The sequence below is a fragment of the Aneurinibacillus soli genome (genome assembly GCF_002355375.1).
Lineage (GTDB): Bacteria > Bacillota > Bacilli > Aneurinibacillales > Aneurinibacillaceae > Aneurinibacillus > Aneurinibacillus soli.
In genome coordinates, this window is the sequence record NZ_AP017312.1 from 521,776 (window position 1) to 537,112 (window position 15,337).

At 48.2% G+C, this 15,337-nt stretch carries 12 protein-coding genes; all 12 read left to right on the plus strand.

The features are described from left to right. Window positions 1-30 precede the first annotated feature (30 nt). The 12 genes from speE to CB4_RS02780 all read left to right on the plus strand — a co-directional run bounded on the left by speE (window position 31) and on the right by CB4_RS02780 (window position 15,243). The gene (gene speE / locus CB4_RS02725; RefSeq protein WP_096463472.1) at window positions 31-861 is read left to right on the plus strand and encodes a polyamine aminopropyltransferase; all 831 of its coding nucleotides are present in this window, start codon (window positions 31-33) and stop codon (window positions 859-861) included. Between the two features lie 10 nt (window positions 862-871). Then, window positions 872-1,738, plus strand: a complete 867-nt coding sequence (gene speB / locus CB4_RS02730; RefSeq protein ID WP_096463473.1) for an agmatinase — start codon at window positions 872-874, stop codon at window positions 1,736-1,738. A gap of 129 nt (window positions 1,739-1,867) precedes the next feature. After that, complete coding sequence (locus tag CB4_RS02735) at window positions 1,868-2,305, plus strand: YwiB family protein (RefSeq protein ID WP_096463474.1); 438 nt, start codon at window positions 1,868-1,870, stop codon at window positions 2,303-2,305. 29 nt (window positions 2,306-2,334) lie between these two features. Beyond that, window positions 2,335-4,005 (plus strand): arginine--tRNA ligase, encoded by a 1,671-nt coding sequence (gene argS, locus CB4_RS02740; protein WP_096463475.1) that lies wholly within the window; start codon window positions 2,335-2,337, stop codon window positions 4,003-4,005. Window positions 4,006-4,169: 164 nt separating this feature from the next. Next, the gene (locus CB4_RS02745) at window positions 4,170-6,143 is read left to right on the plus strand and encodes a methyl-accepting chemotaxis protein (protein ID WP_096463476.1); all 1,974 of its coding nucleotides are present in this window, start codon (window positions 4,170-4,172) and stop codon (window positions 6,141-6,143) included. A gap of 343 nt (window positions 6,144-6,486) precedes the next feature. Beyond that, entirely contained in the window at window positions 6,487-8,613 is a 2,127-nt protein-coding gene (locus CB4_RS02750; RefSeq protein ID WP_096463477.1) for a (Fe-S)-binding protein, read from the plus strand. Window positions 8,614-8,775: 162 nt separating this feature from the next. Further along, on the plus strand, window positions 8,776-9,960 hold the full coding sequence (locus tag CB4_RS02755; RefSeq protein WP_096463478.1) for an acetyl-CoA C-acetyltransferase: 1,185 nt from the start codon (window positions 8,776-8,778) through the stop codon (window positions 9,958-9,960). A gap of 326 nt (window positions 9,961-10,286) precedes the next feature. Then, the gene (locus tag CB4_RS02760; RefSeq protein WP_096463479.1) at window positions 10,287-11,138 is read left to right on the plus strand and encodes a 3-hydroxybutyryl-CoA dehydrogenase; all 852 of its coding nucleotides are present in this window, start codon (window positions 10,287-10,289) and stop codon (window positions 11,136-11,138) included. A gap of 71 nt (window positions 11,139-11,209) precedes the next feature. Then, on the plus strand, window positions 11,210-12,352 hold the full coding sequence (locus CB4_RS02765) for an acyl-CoA dehydrogenase (protein ID WP_096463480.1): 1,143 nt from the start codon (window positions 11,210-11,212) through the stop codon (window positions 12,350-12,352). 25 nt (window positions 12,353-12,377) lie between these two features. Further along, the gene (locus tag CB4_RS02770) at window positions 12,378-13,520 is read left to right on the plus strand and encodes an acyl-CoA dehydrogenase (protein ID WP_096463481.1); all 1,143 of its coding nucleotides are present in this window, start codon (window positions 12,378-12,380) and stop codon (window positions 13,518-13,520) included. 12 nt (window positions 13,521-13,532) lie between these two features. After that, a complete protein-coding gene (meaB, locus tag CB4_RS02775; RefSeq protein ID WP_096463482.1) occupies window positions 13,533-14,477 on the plus strand; it encodes a methylmalonyl Co-A mutase-associated GTPase MeaB in 945 nt (314 codons plus the stop codon). Window positions 14,478-14,616: 139 nt separating this feature from the next. Continuing rightward, entirely contained in the window at window positions 14,617-15,243 is a 627-nt protein-coding gene (locus CB4_RS02780; protein WP_096463483.1) for a TetR/AcrR family transcriptional regulator, read from the plus strand. Window positions 15,244-15,337: the final 94 nt, after the last annotated feature.

Below are 15,337 nucleotides of genomic sequence, written 5' to 3' on the forward strand. Positions count from 1 at the left end.
AGGGAGGACACGAAAGGAGACGGATAAAGAATGGGTGGTTTCTGGTTTACAGAGAAGCAAACAGAAAATTTCGGGATTACAATTAAGGTTAATAAAACTTTACATACAGAACAGACAGAGTTCCAAAAGCTCGATATGGTCGAGACGGAGGAATTCGGCAACATGCTGTTCCTAGATGGTATGGTTATGACATCACAGGTGGATGAATTCGTTTATCATGAGATGGTAGCGCATCCAGCTCTTAATACGCATCCGAATCCAGAGCATGTGCTTGTAGTCGGTGGTGGCGATGGTGGCGTAATCCGCGAGATCATGAAGCACGACAAAGTGAAAAAAGCGACACTCGTTGAAATCGATGGCAAAGTAATCGAGTACTCCAAGCAGTACCTGCCGAGCATTGCAGGTGAGTTGGATAACCCACGCGTGGAAGTGATCGTAGGGGATGGCTTCATGCACATCGTCAAAAGCAAAAATCAGTACGACGTGATCATGGTTGACTCTACCGAACCGGTAGGACCGGCTGCTCCGCTGTTCGAGCGTGGCTTCTATCAGGGTATCTATGAAGCACTGAAAGAAGACGGCATGTTCGTTGCGCAGACGGATAACCCGTGGTTCAAGTCTGATCTGATCCGCAAAGTAAACAAAGACATTAAAGAAATCTTCCCGATCACACGTGCATACGTGGCGAACATCCCAACATATCCAAGTGGCATGTGGATGTTCCAAATGGGTTCGAAAAAATACGATCCGCTTGACGTGGATGTAGCCAGCATCCCGGAACGCGAAACAAAATACTACACACCACGCCTGCACGGTGCAGCGTTTGTTCTTCCGAAATTCGTGGAAGACATGGTGAAATAGGAGGGCTATGATGCATTTTTTCAACCCTTCTTATAGCGGCCATGCGTTCATTGAAGCGCAAAGCACATACGAAGATGCTAAAGCCGTTATTTACGGCATGCCGATGGACTGGACAACAAGTTTCCGTCCGGGAACTCGTTTCGGTCCGACACGCATTCGTGAAGTGTCCATCAATCTGGAAACATACAGCCCGTACGCAGACCGTGAACTCGAAGAAATTGCGTTCTTCGATGCTGGAGACATCCCGCTTCCGTTCGGCAGTGCTCAGCGCAGCTTGGATGCGATTGAAGAATATGTACGCAAAGTTGTGGCAGACGGTAAGTTCCCGATTGGTCTTGGCGGCGAGCATCTTGTAAGTCTGGCTCCGATTAAGGTGATGGCAGAGAAGTATCCGGATCTTGTCATCGTACACATCGATGCGCATACAGACTTGCGTCATGAGATGGAAGGCGAAGAACTGTCCCACTCGGCTATTATTCGTCGCGCGCTGGACTATGTAAAGCCGGAAAACGTGTACCAGTTCGGCATTCGTTCCGGTCTGAAGGAAGAATTCCAGTTTGCAAAAGAAAACATGCACCTGAACAAGTTCAAAGTCATCGAGCCGCTGAAAGCATGTCTTGAAGAATTGAAGGGGCGTCCAGTTTATGTCACATACGACATTGACGCGGTGGACCCAGCATATGCTCCGGGCACAGGTACAGCGGAGCCGGGCGGTATCTCGGCGGCAGACGCAATCGAATCGATCTACTTGCTATCTGAGCTGAACGTGGTCGGTTTTGACTTAGTAGAAGTGTCTCCGGTACTTGATCAATCAGAGCGCACACAGATTCTTGCATCTAAGATGATTCGTGAAGTACTTCTCACAATGATCAAATAATAATCAATCAGTTGCAAAGCCCGCTTCGGCGGGTTTTGTTTGTAGAGGGGAAAAGTATGTGCTATGTTAGAGAGATAGCATATACTTTTTTCCTTATGTAAATAACTGAAAGACAGTAGGGGGATACATATGGGCAGACCTCCCGTACAGCAGGTAGCTATCACAATTGAAAGCCGGTTTGTACTTGAAGGCGGTCGCCGGGATAAGCATGAATACCGCTATGCAGGTGAGCTTCACCTGATGAACGGTACATGGTACATCAAGTACGTGGAGCAGGATGAAGCAGGCGAAACAAATGCGACCATGAAAGTGCGACCTGATGAAGTTGTTGTCATTCGCAACGGGCTTGTATCGATGCGGCAGTCGTTCCGTCCGGGTGTTCCGACAAGTGGAATTTTTGAAAGCATGGCAGGTCCGATGCAGATGGACACGGAGACAACCGACGTTCGCGTGGAATACGACGAAGAAGGGTATTTATGCGAAGCAGTCTGGAATTATACCCTGTTTTTAAATGAGCAGGAAGTGGGGCGCTACATGGTAACATGCAGTTTGCAGCGCAAACGATAAGGATATAGAGAATAAAGGAGGCATACCTTGTGAGTATTGTAGAGCAGATGAAAAGCACGATTGTGGAACAAATCAAGCAGGCGGTTAGCAAGGCTGGAATCGTCGAAGCAGGACAGATTCCGGATTTTGTCCTGGAATTGCCGAAGGATAAGCAGCATGGAGATTACGCAACAAATATCGCGATGCAGTTAACCCGCATCGCGCGCAAAAACCCGCGCCAGATCGCAGAACAAATCGTTGAAGCGATTGATAAGGAAGCCGCAAGCATTGCCAAAATCGAGATTGCGGGACCTGGCTTTATTAACTTTTATATGGACAACCGTTACCTGACGAATGTGGTCGGACAGGCTATCAAAGCAGGCGATACATATGGTCGCACAAATGCGGGCAACGGTAAAAAAGTACAGGTTGAGTTTGTCAGTGCGAATCCGACAGGAAGCCTGCACTTGGGCCATGCGCGTGGTGCTGCGTTCGGGGATGCGCTGTGCAATGTACTTGATCTCGCAGGATACGCAGTCTCCCGTGAATACTATATTAACGATGCGGGCAACCAGATCGTGAACCTTGCCCGTTCGATTGAAGCTCGCTATTTCCAGGCGCGTGGTGAAGAGCGTGACATGCCGGAAGATGGCTATTACGGACAGGATATTATCGAATTCGGCAAAGAGCTGGCAGCTAAAGACGGCGACAAATATGCGAAGATGAGCGACGAAGAGCGCTTCACATTCTTCCGTAACTGGGGCCGTGATAAAGAACTGGAGAAAATCAAGATTGACCTGGCTGATTTCCGTGTGAAATTCGACGAATGGTTCAGTGAAACATCCTTGTATGAAACAGACGAAGTGGAGCGTATTGTTGAAGTGCTGCGTGAAAAAGGCTATGTGTATGACGAAGACGGCGCAACATGGCTTCGCTCCACTGACTTTGGTGATGACAAAAACCGCGTGCTGATTAAGCAGGATGGCTCGTATACGTACCTGACGCCGGACATTGCCTACCACCAGAACAAATTCAATCGTGGCTTTGACCAGTTGATCAACATCTGGGGAGCGGATCATCATGGCTACATCCCGCGTATGAAAGCAGCGATGCAGTGCCTGGGTTACGATGCAGATCAGCTCGTTGTTCTCATCAATCAGATGGTTAGCTTGTATCAGGGCGGCGAGAAAGTAAAAATGTCGAAACGTACGGGCAAAGCGGTAACGATGCGCGATCTGATGGAAGAAGTAGGAACGGATGCAACGCGTTACTTCTTCACAATGCGCAGCCAGGACGCCCATCTGGATTTTGACATGGATCTTGCGGTGTCCAAGTCCAACGAGAACCCGGTATTCTATGTGCAGTATGCCCATGCACGTATTTGCAGCATCTTCCGCCAGGCGGCTGAGCAAGGCATCGAAATCGACCTGTCCAAAGCAGATTTTAGCGGCATGACAAGCGAGAAAGAAATCGACCTGCTCAAGCATATTGGTGAATTCCCGCAGGAAGTGGCGGGTGCGGCTGAAGCGCTGGCACCACATCGTATTGTTCGCTATGTACATGAGCTGGCGGCGTTGCTGCACAGCTTCTACAACGCGGAGCGTGTGATTACAGAAGATGCTGGCTTAACACAAGCGCGTCTTGCGCTTATGAAAGCCGTTCAGACTACGATTGCAAACGCTCTTTGTCTCATCGGTGTATCAGCACCGGAACGCATGTAAGAATATAAAATCTAGGACTAACCCGATTTCTTTTATGGAAATCGGGTTTTGTTTTGTGAAAAAATGAAATTTTGCATCCGATAATAGTATGTATGTAGTAAGAGAATAGATATTTGCTATTTATGCTGCATGACTTTGTTGTTGGATAAGGGGCTATTACAACGATGTATAAACAAAAAAAGAAAAGCATTCGTAGTAAGTTGATCTGGGCATTTGCTGTTATTTTACTTGTGCCAAGTCTTTTGATAGGGATTACATCCTATATGACAGCAAAAGAAAAAGTAGAAGACCAGCTCATCCAGAGCGCTAAGCAGAATGTTGTACTGCTGGATCGTTTGCTTACGAGCACAATAGAACCGGAGTTAAGGGATGTAAAGCATCTTGCCTCTCTTGTGCATGGTACGACATTTCAGGGAGAAGAGCGGAATGCAATTCAGAAAAGTTTAGAGGGGTTTCAGGCGCTTCATCCAGAGTTGATGCATACATTTGTAGGGGCGGCGAACGGTCAGATGCTGCTGGCACCGTATGAAAAGCTTGCGGACGATTATGATCCGCGCACACGTCTCTGGTACAAGCAGGCGGTTGAGCATCCAGGTCAAATTATTATTACAGAGCCGTATGTAGACGCTGCTTCCAAAGATGAAGTTGTCACCATTGCTGTTCAGTCTTATGACCAAAAAAGTGTGGTAGGAATTGATCTGAATTTGAGGGCGCTGGCAGAAAGTGTGAAGCAGGTGAAGGTCGGAAATGAAGGGTATGCGTTTCTGACTGATAGCACCCGTAAATATATCGTACACCCGACACAAAAGTCGGGAACTGAAGCATCCGGGTCACCGACTGAGAAAATGTTTGCGTCGACGTCGGGGGAGTTCGAATATGAATGGGAAGGCCATGAGCGCCGGATGTTTTTTACAACGAATAAGCTGACCGGATGGAAAGTGGCCGGCACAATGTATGTGGATGAAGCAAAGAAAGAAGCACATCCGATCTTTGTGACACTATTTGTTGTGCTGGCTGTATCACTACTGTATGGGGGCATTCGCAGCTTTTTTGTGATTCGTTCCATTGTTCGCCCGCTGCGGGCATTGAATAAAGCGGCACATCGGGTCAGTGAAGGGAATTTAACAGAGAGAATTGATACACATTCCAATGATGAATTTGGTGAGTTGGCGGAGAGTTTTAATCATATGAGCGATTCCTTGCAGATGGTACTACGGGAGGTACAGGAACAATCCGATCATCTCGCATCCTCTTCCCGTCAGCTTACAGAAGGAGCGAATCAGACGAGCCGTGCTACCGAGCAAATAACGGAAGTCATTCAGGAAGTGGCAGCAGACTCGGATAAGCAGGTGGAACGCATCGAGAGGGCATCGGGGACGGTTGCGGACATGTCGAACCGAGCGTCATCAATTGCAGAACAGGCGCGGGGGGTAACAGCATCGGCATCACAGGCAGTTGATATGGCGGAAGAAGGGAATCGCGTTCTGCAAAAAGCGGTGCACCAGATGCACTCAGTAAATGGAACGATGCAGGAGTTGGAACACGTGATTAAAAACCTGGGCCAGCGCTCAGATGAAATCGGCAAAATCGTTGAAGTCATTACGACCATTTCCGGTCAGACGAATCTGCTTGCACTCAATGCGGCGATTGAGGCAGCTCGTGCTGGAGAACATGGGCGTGGTTTTGCGGTGGTAGCGGACGAAGTGCGTGTGCTGGCCGAGCAGTCTACACAGTCCGCCGCGCAGATTGCGGTACTGATCAGTACGATTCAACAGGAGACAGAGATGGCTGTCCAATCGATGGCAGCAAGCTCACGGGAAGTGGCGGCTGGCATGGATGTAGTCGATACAGCTGGACAACTATTTGGAACGATTCGCGGTTCTGTAGCGGGCGCAGCCAGCCAGTTTCAGGAGGTGGCTGTAGCTGTTGAACAGATGGCGGCACATACAGGGGAGATTGTTCGCGTATTTGAAGGCATGGAACAGCTAACTTCCGAGACAGCGTCTGGTATGCAGACGGTCTTTGCCTCGACGGAAGAGCAGCTTGCTTTCATGCAGGAGATTAGCGCATCTGCAGCCTCTCTTTCCCAAATGGCTGCCGAGCTTCAAGGGCTATTGCGTAAATTTGAAATTTCATAAGCGAAGAAAACGGATGCCTCGATGTTACTGTTGAGGCACCCGTTTTATTGTTCTGGCTATACCAGGCCTTATTCAAATTTTAAACTTCACCACGTCATCTTGTAAGGCATGTGCGATCGTGCTTGTTGATATTTCTGTAGGAATATGGCCCAATTGCAAGCTGTAATGTTCTCTTGGAATAAAATTTATAATTATTTTGGCTAGATTAAATCATAAAAAAGATATAGAATATTCTCATACCTAGGAGTGGATTTTTTGTGGAGCCTATCTGACTGAATGGTCATTCATATTTGTGGATTGCGGTTCTGTGGAAGCTTCAACAACGAGAAGGAGATGAGAAACGATGAATACTGCTCTATCGCTGCTTAATTTGCTTGCATTCTTTGCAGTAACGGGCTATGCGGTGTATTTGTTCGCTCAGCTTGTATACAGCCGAGTAACATACATCAAGCTTGGTCGTGCAGGTGATTTGCGCGAAGACGCCTCCGAGAAAGTGAATCAGTTTCTGGTTAACGTTTTTGGACAGAGAAAACTATTAAAAGATTCCAAAAGCGGCGTCATGCACCTTGTACTTTTTTATGGCTTCCTGTTAGTTCAGTTTGGAGCCATTGATCTGATCTGGAAGGGGCTTAAACCAGGTTCCCATCTTCCATTTGGGTCGGCATATCCGTACTTTTTGTTACTTCAGGAGATTGTTGTCGTTGCGATTTTACTTTCTATTTTCTACGCATGGTATCGTCGTAATGTTGAAAAATTAAAGCGCTTAAAACGTGGCTGGAAAGCAAATCTTGTTGTCTGGCTGATTACAACGTTAATGATCAGTACGTTATTTGCGGAAGCGACAGAAATGATCTGGTTGCATGCAGACAAAGTAGCGTATCATTCCACACAGCCGATCGCATCGAGCATTGCGGTTCTGTTGAGTGGTATCGGTTCGACAGCAGCAGGTGCTTTATTTTACGTGTTCTGGTGGACTCACTTGCTGACGCTTTTATTCTTCCTTGTATACATTCCGCAGGGCAAGCACGCGCATTTGCTGTTTGCACCGTATAACTGGCTGATGAAAGACAAATCCCGTCCGCCAAGTAAACTGACAGCGCTTGACTTCGAGAAGCTGGAAGAAGAAGGTGCGGAAGAGTTTGGGGTTGGCCGCATTGAGAATTTTACGCAAAATCAGCTTATCGATCTGTATGCCTGCGTAGAGTGTGGGCGATGCACGAGCATGTGTCCGGCAGCAGGCACAGGTAAAACATTGTCTCCGATGGATCTCATCGTGAAAATGCGTGATCATCTGACGGACAAAGGGGCGGCGATTACAGGTCGTACACCGTGGTTGCCGGCAAGTGTCTTTAAAGACATGAAGGGCAACGAGTTGGCGATGCAGGCGGCTGTAGCCAATGTAGCGGGTGATGAAGTTGCAGTTGCGACAGAGGGTTCGTCCGCTCTCAAAATTGATTATGATGTAAACCTGATCGGCGATGTTATTACGGAAGAAGAACTGTGGGCTTGTACGACATGCCGCAACTGTGAAGATCAGTGCCCGGTGGCGAATGAACACGTTGAGAAAATTGTCGACATGCGCCGCTACCTTGTTATGACAGAAGGACAGATGCCAGCCGATGCACAGCGTGCGCTGAGCAACATTGAGCGTCAGAGCAATCCGTGGGGGATTAACCGGAAAAACCGCATCAACTGGCGTGAAGGTATTGAAGATTTGGTGCCAACAGCGAAGGATGCGGACGAGTTCGACTACCTGTTCTTTGTTGGATCAATGGGATCGTTTGATAATCGTTCCATTAAGATCACCCAGTCGTTTATCCGTGTTATGCACAAGGCGGGCATCAAGTTTGCTATTCTCGGTAATGAGGAGAAAAACTCAGGTGATACACCACGTCGCCTTGGTAACGAGATGCTGTATCAAGAGCTGGCGATGGAAAATATCGCAAGCTTTGAAAAGTACGGTGTGAAGAAGATCGTCACGATGGACCCACACGCATACAATACAATTAAGAGCGAGTATCCGGACTTCGGTCTCGAAGGGGTGGAAGTATACCACCATACAGAAGTTCTGGCGAAGTGGATCAAAGAAGGCCGCCTGAATCCGGTGAATGAAGTGAATGAGCGTGTGACGTACCATGACTCTTGCTACCTGGGTCGTTACAACGAAGTGTACAATCCGCCGCGCGACATTCTGTCTGCGATTCCGGGCGTACAGATCGTTGAGATGGAGCGTTCCGGCTGCGACAGCATGTGCTGTGGTGCAGGTGGCGGTATGATGTGGCAGGAAGAGCACCAAGGTACACGTGTAAACATTGCGCGTACAGAACAGGCTCTCGCTGTGAATCCGACCACAATCGGAAGCGCATGCCCATACTGTCTGACGATGCTGTCTGACGGTACAAAAGCAAAAGAAATGGAAGAGAAAGTTCAGACACTCGACCTCGTAGAAATTTTGGAAAAAGCATTATAATTTAATCTTTTTTATTTAGTTGAATATTGATAAAATAAAAACAAATAGGGATACCCGGCGGTTACTAAGTCGCCGGGCTTCTCTTAAAGCTTATACTGACCGAGCAATCGCTCATTTTTGATAATCCTTAGTTTGAGTTACAAAACGAGAGGGGCAATAAGTATGAAAAAGTCTGTAATCGTCAGCGCAGCCCGCACACCATTCGGCAAGTTCGGAGGTAGCCTTAGTTCTTTGCAAGCAGTTGATTTAGGTGGAATTGTCATCAAGGAAGCAGTTGAACGTGCAGGTATTCAGCCGGAGCAAGTGGATGAATTGATTATGGGTATGGTTTTGCAAGGCGGTGCCAAGCAGATTCCATCCCGTCAGGCAGCTCGCAAGGCAGGATTGCCGTGGGAAGTACAGACAGAGACAATTAACAAAGTATGTGCTTCCGGCTTACGCAGCGTAACACTTGCGGACCAGATCATTCGTGCAGGAGATGCGGACGTTATTGTGGCAGGTGGCATGGAAAGCATGAGCAATGCGCCATACATTTTGCCGAATGCACGCTGGGGCATGCGTATGGGCGACGGCAAGGCGGTCGACTTGATGCTTAATGACGGTCTTACAGACGCATACGACGGCAAACATATGGCTGTACATGGCAGCAACGTAGCGGCTGAATTTGAGATTGCTCGCGAGGCACAGGATGAGTGGGCACTCCGTAGCCAGCAGCGTGCGGCGGAAGCGATGAGAGCAGGCAGATTTAACGATGAGATCGTGCCGGTTCCAGTACCGCAACGCAAAGGCGATCCAATTCTGATTGACACGGACGAATCGCCACGCGAGACGAGCATCGAACAATTAGCAAAGCTGTCTCCAGTCTTTACAAAAGACGGCTCCATCACAGCAGGTAACGCACCGGGTGTAAACGATGGCGCAGGTGCACTTGTTGTAATGTCCGAAGAGAAAGCAGAAGAGCTTGGTGCAAAACCACTCGCGACCATTCTCGGTCATGCAGCGGTTGGACAGGAAGCACCTTATATTGCGACTACACCAGGACTCGCGATTAATAAGCTTCTTAAGAAAACAGGCTACACCATTGATCAAATTGATCTGTTTGAAGTGAATGAAGCATTTGCAGCCGTTGTCCTCACAAGCGGAAAAATCGCAGGATGGGACCCGGAAAAAGTGAACGTTAACGGCGGTGCGATCGCATTCGGTCACCCAATCGGCGCGAGTGGCTCCCGCATTTTGATGACGCTCATTTATGAACTGCGCCGTCGTGGCGGTGGTCTGGGCATCGCAGCAATTTGCTCCGGTGCAGCACAGGGCGATGCGATTCTGGTAGAAGTTCCAAGGGTGTAAGTTGAGAATTTTGTGACATATTTGATATAGTGATAAGGAACGAGTATACCGTGGTGGTAGCTGCGTAAATTGCCCTCGTCTGCTGGCTGTCGTTCGCCTATAGCATTCAAGAGTCGCAGGAGAAAAACCGTTTACCTCTGGCACGAAAACCAAGTGCCAAAAGATAAAAAAGACTGCAAGCCAATACGAACTTTTCGTATTCAACCGTAGGAACTACGGGGGTAGCCTGCTTATCTTCGCTCGTTGGAGCGTTCAGCGCAGGAATCTCGTTACTTTAGTGATGAGAGGTTCAATTCCCTACGATATATACAAGGAGTGGAGAACCCATGGAAGTAAAAACATTTATGGTTGTAGGCGCAGGTCAGATGGGAAGCGGCATTGCACAAGTAGCGGCACAGGCAGGACTGAACGTTATCCTGCATGATGTAAAAGACGAATTTGTGAACCGTGGCCTTGGTGTGATTACGAAGAATCTCACACGTGATGTAGAAAAAGGACGCAAGACAGAAGAAGAGAAACAGGCGATCCTTGGCCGCATCAAGCCGTCTACAGACATCAACAACGCAAAAGACATCGACTTCGTTGTCGAAGCGATCATTGAAAACATGGAAGTCAAAACACAGCTGTTCAAGCAGCTTGATGAGCTTGCACCTGCGCACGCCATTCTTGCGAGTAACACGTCCTCGCTCCCGATCACAGAGATTGCAGCGGTAACGAAACGTCCGGAGCAAGTGATCGGTATGCACTTTATGAATCCGGTTCCTGTTATGAAGCTGATCGAAGTGATTCGCGGTCTGGCTACTTCGGATGAGACATACAAAATCGTAGCAGAACTGTCCGAGAAGATGAACAAGACAGCGGTGGAAGTAAACGACTTCCCTGGCTTTGTATCCAACCGTGTTCTGCTTCCGATGATCAATGAAGCAATCTACTGTGTATACGAAGGCGTTGCAACACCGGAAGCAATTGATGATGTAATGAAAATGGGCATGAACCATCCGATGGGTCCACTGACACTCGCTGACTTTATTGGGCTTGATACGTGCCTCTATATCATGGAAGTGCTGCATGAAGGCCTAGGAGATTCCAAATACCGTCCATGCCCGTTGCTGCGCAAATATGTAAAAGCAGGCTGGCTCGGACGTAAATCAGGTCGCGGCTTCTACGTATACGAATAGATACACGTAACAGGCACATGGCAGGTGCTTTTCCAGCTAGAGCAGACAGATCGATCCAAGGAGGATAAACCATGCATTTACAATTTACAGAAGAGCAAGATATGATGCGCAAGATGGTGCGCGACTTTGCGCGTGAGGAGATTGCACCGCAGATCGAAAAAATGGAAGAGAACGATGAATTCCCATATGAGATCATTCGTAAGATGGGAGAATACGGTCTGATGGGGATTCCGATTCCAGAAGCATACGGCGGTTCAGAAGCGGATTTCATCTCGTATATCATTGCCATTAATGAAATTTCCAAAGTAAGCCCGACAGTAGGAGTAATTCTCTCTGTACACACTTCGGTTGGAACGAACCCGATTTTGTACTTCGGGAATGAAGAGCAGAAGAAGAAGTATGTGCCGAAGCTTGCGACAGGTGAATACATTGGTGCGTTTGCGTTAACGGAACCAAGTGCAGGCTCTGATGCAGCGGGCATGCGAACAACGGCTGTGAAGCAGGGCGATAAATATATTTTGAACGGCTCCAAGATTTTTATTACGAATGGTGGTGCGGCAAGTACGTACATCGTATTTGCGGTAACAGATTCATCCAAAGGACCAAAAGGGATTTCTGCTTTCATTGTAGAAAAAGATACACCAGGGTTTACTGTAGGCAAAAAAGAGAAGAAAATGGGTCTGCACGGTTCGAGTACAACCGAGCTCATTTTCGATAATGCGGAAGTGCCAGCAGCAAATCTACTTGGCGAAGAGGGCATGGGCTTTACTATCGCGATGGCTAACCTTGATGTTGGTCGGATCGGGATTGCTTCACAGGGTCTTGGGATTGCGGAAGGTGCGCTTGAGCATGCGATTGCGTATGCCAAAGAGCGTGTTCAGTTCGGCAAACCGATTGCAGCGCAGCAGGGAATCGGCTTCAAACTCGCAGATATGGCAACACAGACAGAAGCGGCTCGTATGCTTGTATACCGTGCGGCAGCGCTGCGTAATGCAGGCGTGAAGTGCGGATTGGAAGCATCAATGGCGAAGAAGTTCGCAACCGACACGGCTATGAAGGTAACCACAGAAGCGATCCAGGTATTCGGCGGGTATGGATATACGCGTGAATATCCGGTAGAGCGTTTGTTCCGCGATGCTAAAGTTACACAGATTTACGAAGGAACCAACCAGATTCAGCGTCTTGTAATTTCAAAGCACTTACTAAACAAATAATTTGAAGAAATAGGAGTGGAGAGAAATGGACTTTCAACTGTCTGAAGAACACAAAATGCTGCGTCAAATGGTACGTGATTTCGCTGAGAATGAACTAGCTGAAAAAGCAGGCGAACGTGATGAAGAAGAACATTTTGATATGGAAGTATTCCACAAGATGGCAGAACTCGGTCTAACAGGTATTCCGTGGCCGGAAGAGTACGGCGGCGCGGGCTTTGATTATCTGAGCTATGTGATCGCAGTAGAAGAGCTGTCTCGTGTTGATTCCTCTGTAGGGGTTACTTTATCCGCTCATACGTCGTTAGCAGGCTGGCCGATCTATAAGTTCGGTACAGAAGAGCAGAAGCAGAAGTATCTTCGTGCGCTGGCAGAAGGCCGCAGCATGGGTGCATACTGCCTGACAGAGCCGGGTTCTGGTTCGGATGCAGCTGGTATGAAAACTGTTGCGAAGCGTGATGGCGATGATTACATCCTGAACGGGTCCAAAATCTTCATCACAAACGGCGGACTTGCTGACATTTATGTTGTATTTGCAGCGACAAATCAAGAATTGAAACATAAAGGCCAAACCGCTTTCATCGTGACAAGCGATATGCTAGGCTTCAAAGTCGGCAAAAAAGAGAAAAAGCTCGGCATTCGTTCTTCTGCAACAACCGAAATCATCTTCGAAGATTGCCGTGTACCGGCTGAGAACGTTCTCGGCAAAGAAGGAGAAGGTTTCAAAGTGGCAATGATGACGCTTGATGGAGGCCGTAATGGTATCGCTGCACAGGCGGTAGGTATTGCAGATGGCGCTCTGACACATGCTACTGCATATGCAAAAGAGCGCGTGCAGTTCGGCAAGCCGATTGCAGCACAGCAAGGCATTGCCTTCAAGCTGGCTGATATGGCGACAAAAGTAGAAGCAGCACGTCTCCTGACATACCAGGCAGCCGTGCTTGAAGATAAGAAACTCCCATATGGCAAAGCTTCCGCGATGGCGAAGCTGTTCGCGGGTGATATTGCAATGGAAGTAACAACCGATGCGGTGCAAGTATTCGGCGGTTACGGTTACACACGTGAATATCCAGTTGAGCGCTTCATGCGTGATGCCAAGATTACACAGATTTACGAAGGAACAAACGAAATTCAGCGTCTCGTCATTTCAAATTACTTGCTTAAAGACTAGGAAGTGACTGTTGTGCATGAGTTAGTAGAACGCATCTTGCATGGAGATCGCCGGGCGGCTGCCCGGGCGATCTCCTATGTAGAAAGCAATCATCCAGATAAAACACAGGTGCTGCAGGAGCTGTTTCCGCACACCGGCAACTCATTTCTCGTCGGCATCACTGGCTCACCGGGAGCGGGCAAAAGCTCATTTGTTGACAAGCTGATTGGCTATCTTCGTAAAAAAGGTCTGACAGTCGGTATTGTGGCGGTGGACCCAACCAGTCCCTTTACCGGAGGGGCGATTCTGGGCGACCGGATTCGTATGCAGGATCACTTCCTTGATGAGGGGGTATTCATCCGTAGCATGGGGACGCGTGGTAGCCTGGGAGGTCTTGCTCGTTCGACTAAAGAAGCGGTGCGTATTCTTGATGCGTACGGCAAAGACGTGATTATTATCGAGACGGTTGGTGTTGGCCAGTCTGAGCTTGATATTATGAACATTGCCGATACGACAGCCGTCGTGCTCAATCCGGGCGGCGGGGATACGATTCAGGCATTCAAAGCCGGAATTATGGAAATCGCGGACCTGTTTATTCTGAATAAAGCCGATCTTGCGGGAACGGATAAGCTAATGCGCGAGGTTGAACAGATGTTAGATCTTGTAAAACACGATGCGCCATGGCGTCCTCCGATTGTCAAGACGATCTCGCTTCAGAATAAAGGAATTGATGAGGCGTGGCAGGCATTCATCGATCATCAGGAATATTCCAAGCAAAGCGGAGAATGGCAGACGCGCCGGGCTTCTCATTTGCGTGAGGAAGTTATGGAGATCGTGGAGTATGACATGCATCAGATCGTTATGCAACAGCTACGCAGCGATGCATATGCTGAAAGTATGGCGAAAGTTTCAAGCCGCGAGGTCGATCCGTACGAAGTAGCAGGGAAGTTGTTTCAATCACTCGTCCGCGAAAAGTAATGAGCTGAAATTTGTTGCGGATGGCTTTCTTGCCTGCGTATAATAAAAAGAAAAGAAGAGGCCGGTGAGCCTTTTCTTTTTCCTCGCACTCTGAGCATACGCTCAGTCGAGGGTGAAGAGAAGGGGCGATGAGTTGAGAATGGAGCCGAAAAAAGCAATTCCCTCAATGGTCAAAGACCCGAAGTTGATTGAGAAGCGACGGGAGCAAATCGTGGAGGCAGCTGTGGAGCTGTTTATCTCGAAGGGGTTTCACAAGACAACGACGAGAGAAATTTCACGGGCATCCGGATTCAGTATCGGAACATTGTATGAGTACATCGAATCGAAAGAAGACGTACTGTATCTTGTATGTGATGCGATTCATCAGAATATGGAGCGTGGCTTGAAAGAAGTACTCGTGAATGGTGTCAGCGGGGCTGTCATGCTGAAGGCGGCCATTGAGGGATTCTTGCGTGTAATGGATGAGATGCAAGATCGCGTTTTACTGATTTATCAGGAGATCAAATCGCTTCCGAAGGATACCATGAAATATGTCATGGCGAAGGAAGAAGAAATTACGAGCTTTTTTGAAGAGATTCTACACCGTGGGCGCAAGGACGGATCACTGAATATTGATGAACCGTTGGTAAAGCTGATGGCGCACAATATCGTCGTGCTTGGGGAAATGTGGACCTTCCGTCGTTGGAGCCTGCGGAAGAATTATACACTTGAGCAATACACAGAAATTCAGACGTCGTTGATTTTGCATGACCTTACAGGGAAGTAGTAGTCTTTTGTATGAAAAGATAGGGGAAGCAGGCCATTGTTTTCTCCTCTATCTGCTTTTTCTTATCATTTTCCGAAAATGGGGAGGAACTTGA

Excerpts from the sequence above, each read along its gene's own strand:
- CB4_RS02780 (WP_096463483.1), top strand. The coding sequence starts at position 14,617 with ATGGAGCCGAAAAAAGCAATTCCCTCAATGGTCAAAGACCCGAAGTTG.
- speB (WP_096463473.1), top strand. The coding sequence starts at position 872 with ATGCATTTTTTCAACCCTTCTTATAGCGGCCATGCGTTCATTGAAGCG.
- CB4_RS02735 (WP_096463474.1), top strand. The coding sequence starts at position 1,868 with ATGGGCAGACCTCCCGTACAGCAGGTAGCTATCACAATTGAAAGCCGG.
- CB4_RS02745 (WP_096463476.1), top strand. The coding sequence starts at position 4,170 with ATGTATAAACAAAAAAAGAAAAGCATTCGTAGTAAGTTGATCTGGGCA.
- CB4_RS02760 (WP_096463479.1), top strand. The coding sequence starts at position 10,287 with ATGGAAGTAAAAACATTTATGGTTGTAGGCGCAGGTCAGATGGGAAGC.
- CB4_RS02755 (WP_096463478.1), top strand. The coding sequence starts at position 8,776 with ATGAAAAAGTCTGTAATCGTCAGCGCAGCCCGCACACCATTCGGCAAG.
- CB4_RS02770 (WP_096463481.1), top strand. The coding sequence starts at position 12,378 with ATGGACTTTCAACTGTCTGAAGAACACAAAATGCTGCGTCAAATGGTA.
- CB4_RS02750 (WP_096463477.1), top strand. The coding sequence starts at position 6,487 with ATGAATACTGCTCTATCGCTGCTTAATTTGCTTGCATTCTTTGCAGTA.
- CB4_RS02765 (WP_096463480.1), top strand. The coding sequence starts at position 11,210 with ATGCATTTACAATTTACAGAAGAGCAAGATATGATGCGCAAGATGGTG.
- speE (WP_096463472.1), top strand. The coding sequence starts at position 31 with ATGGGTGGTTTCTGGTTTACAGAGAAGCAAACAGAAAATTTCGGGATT.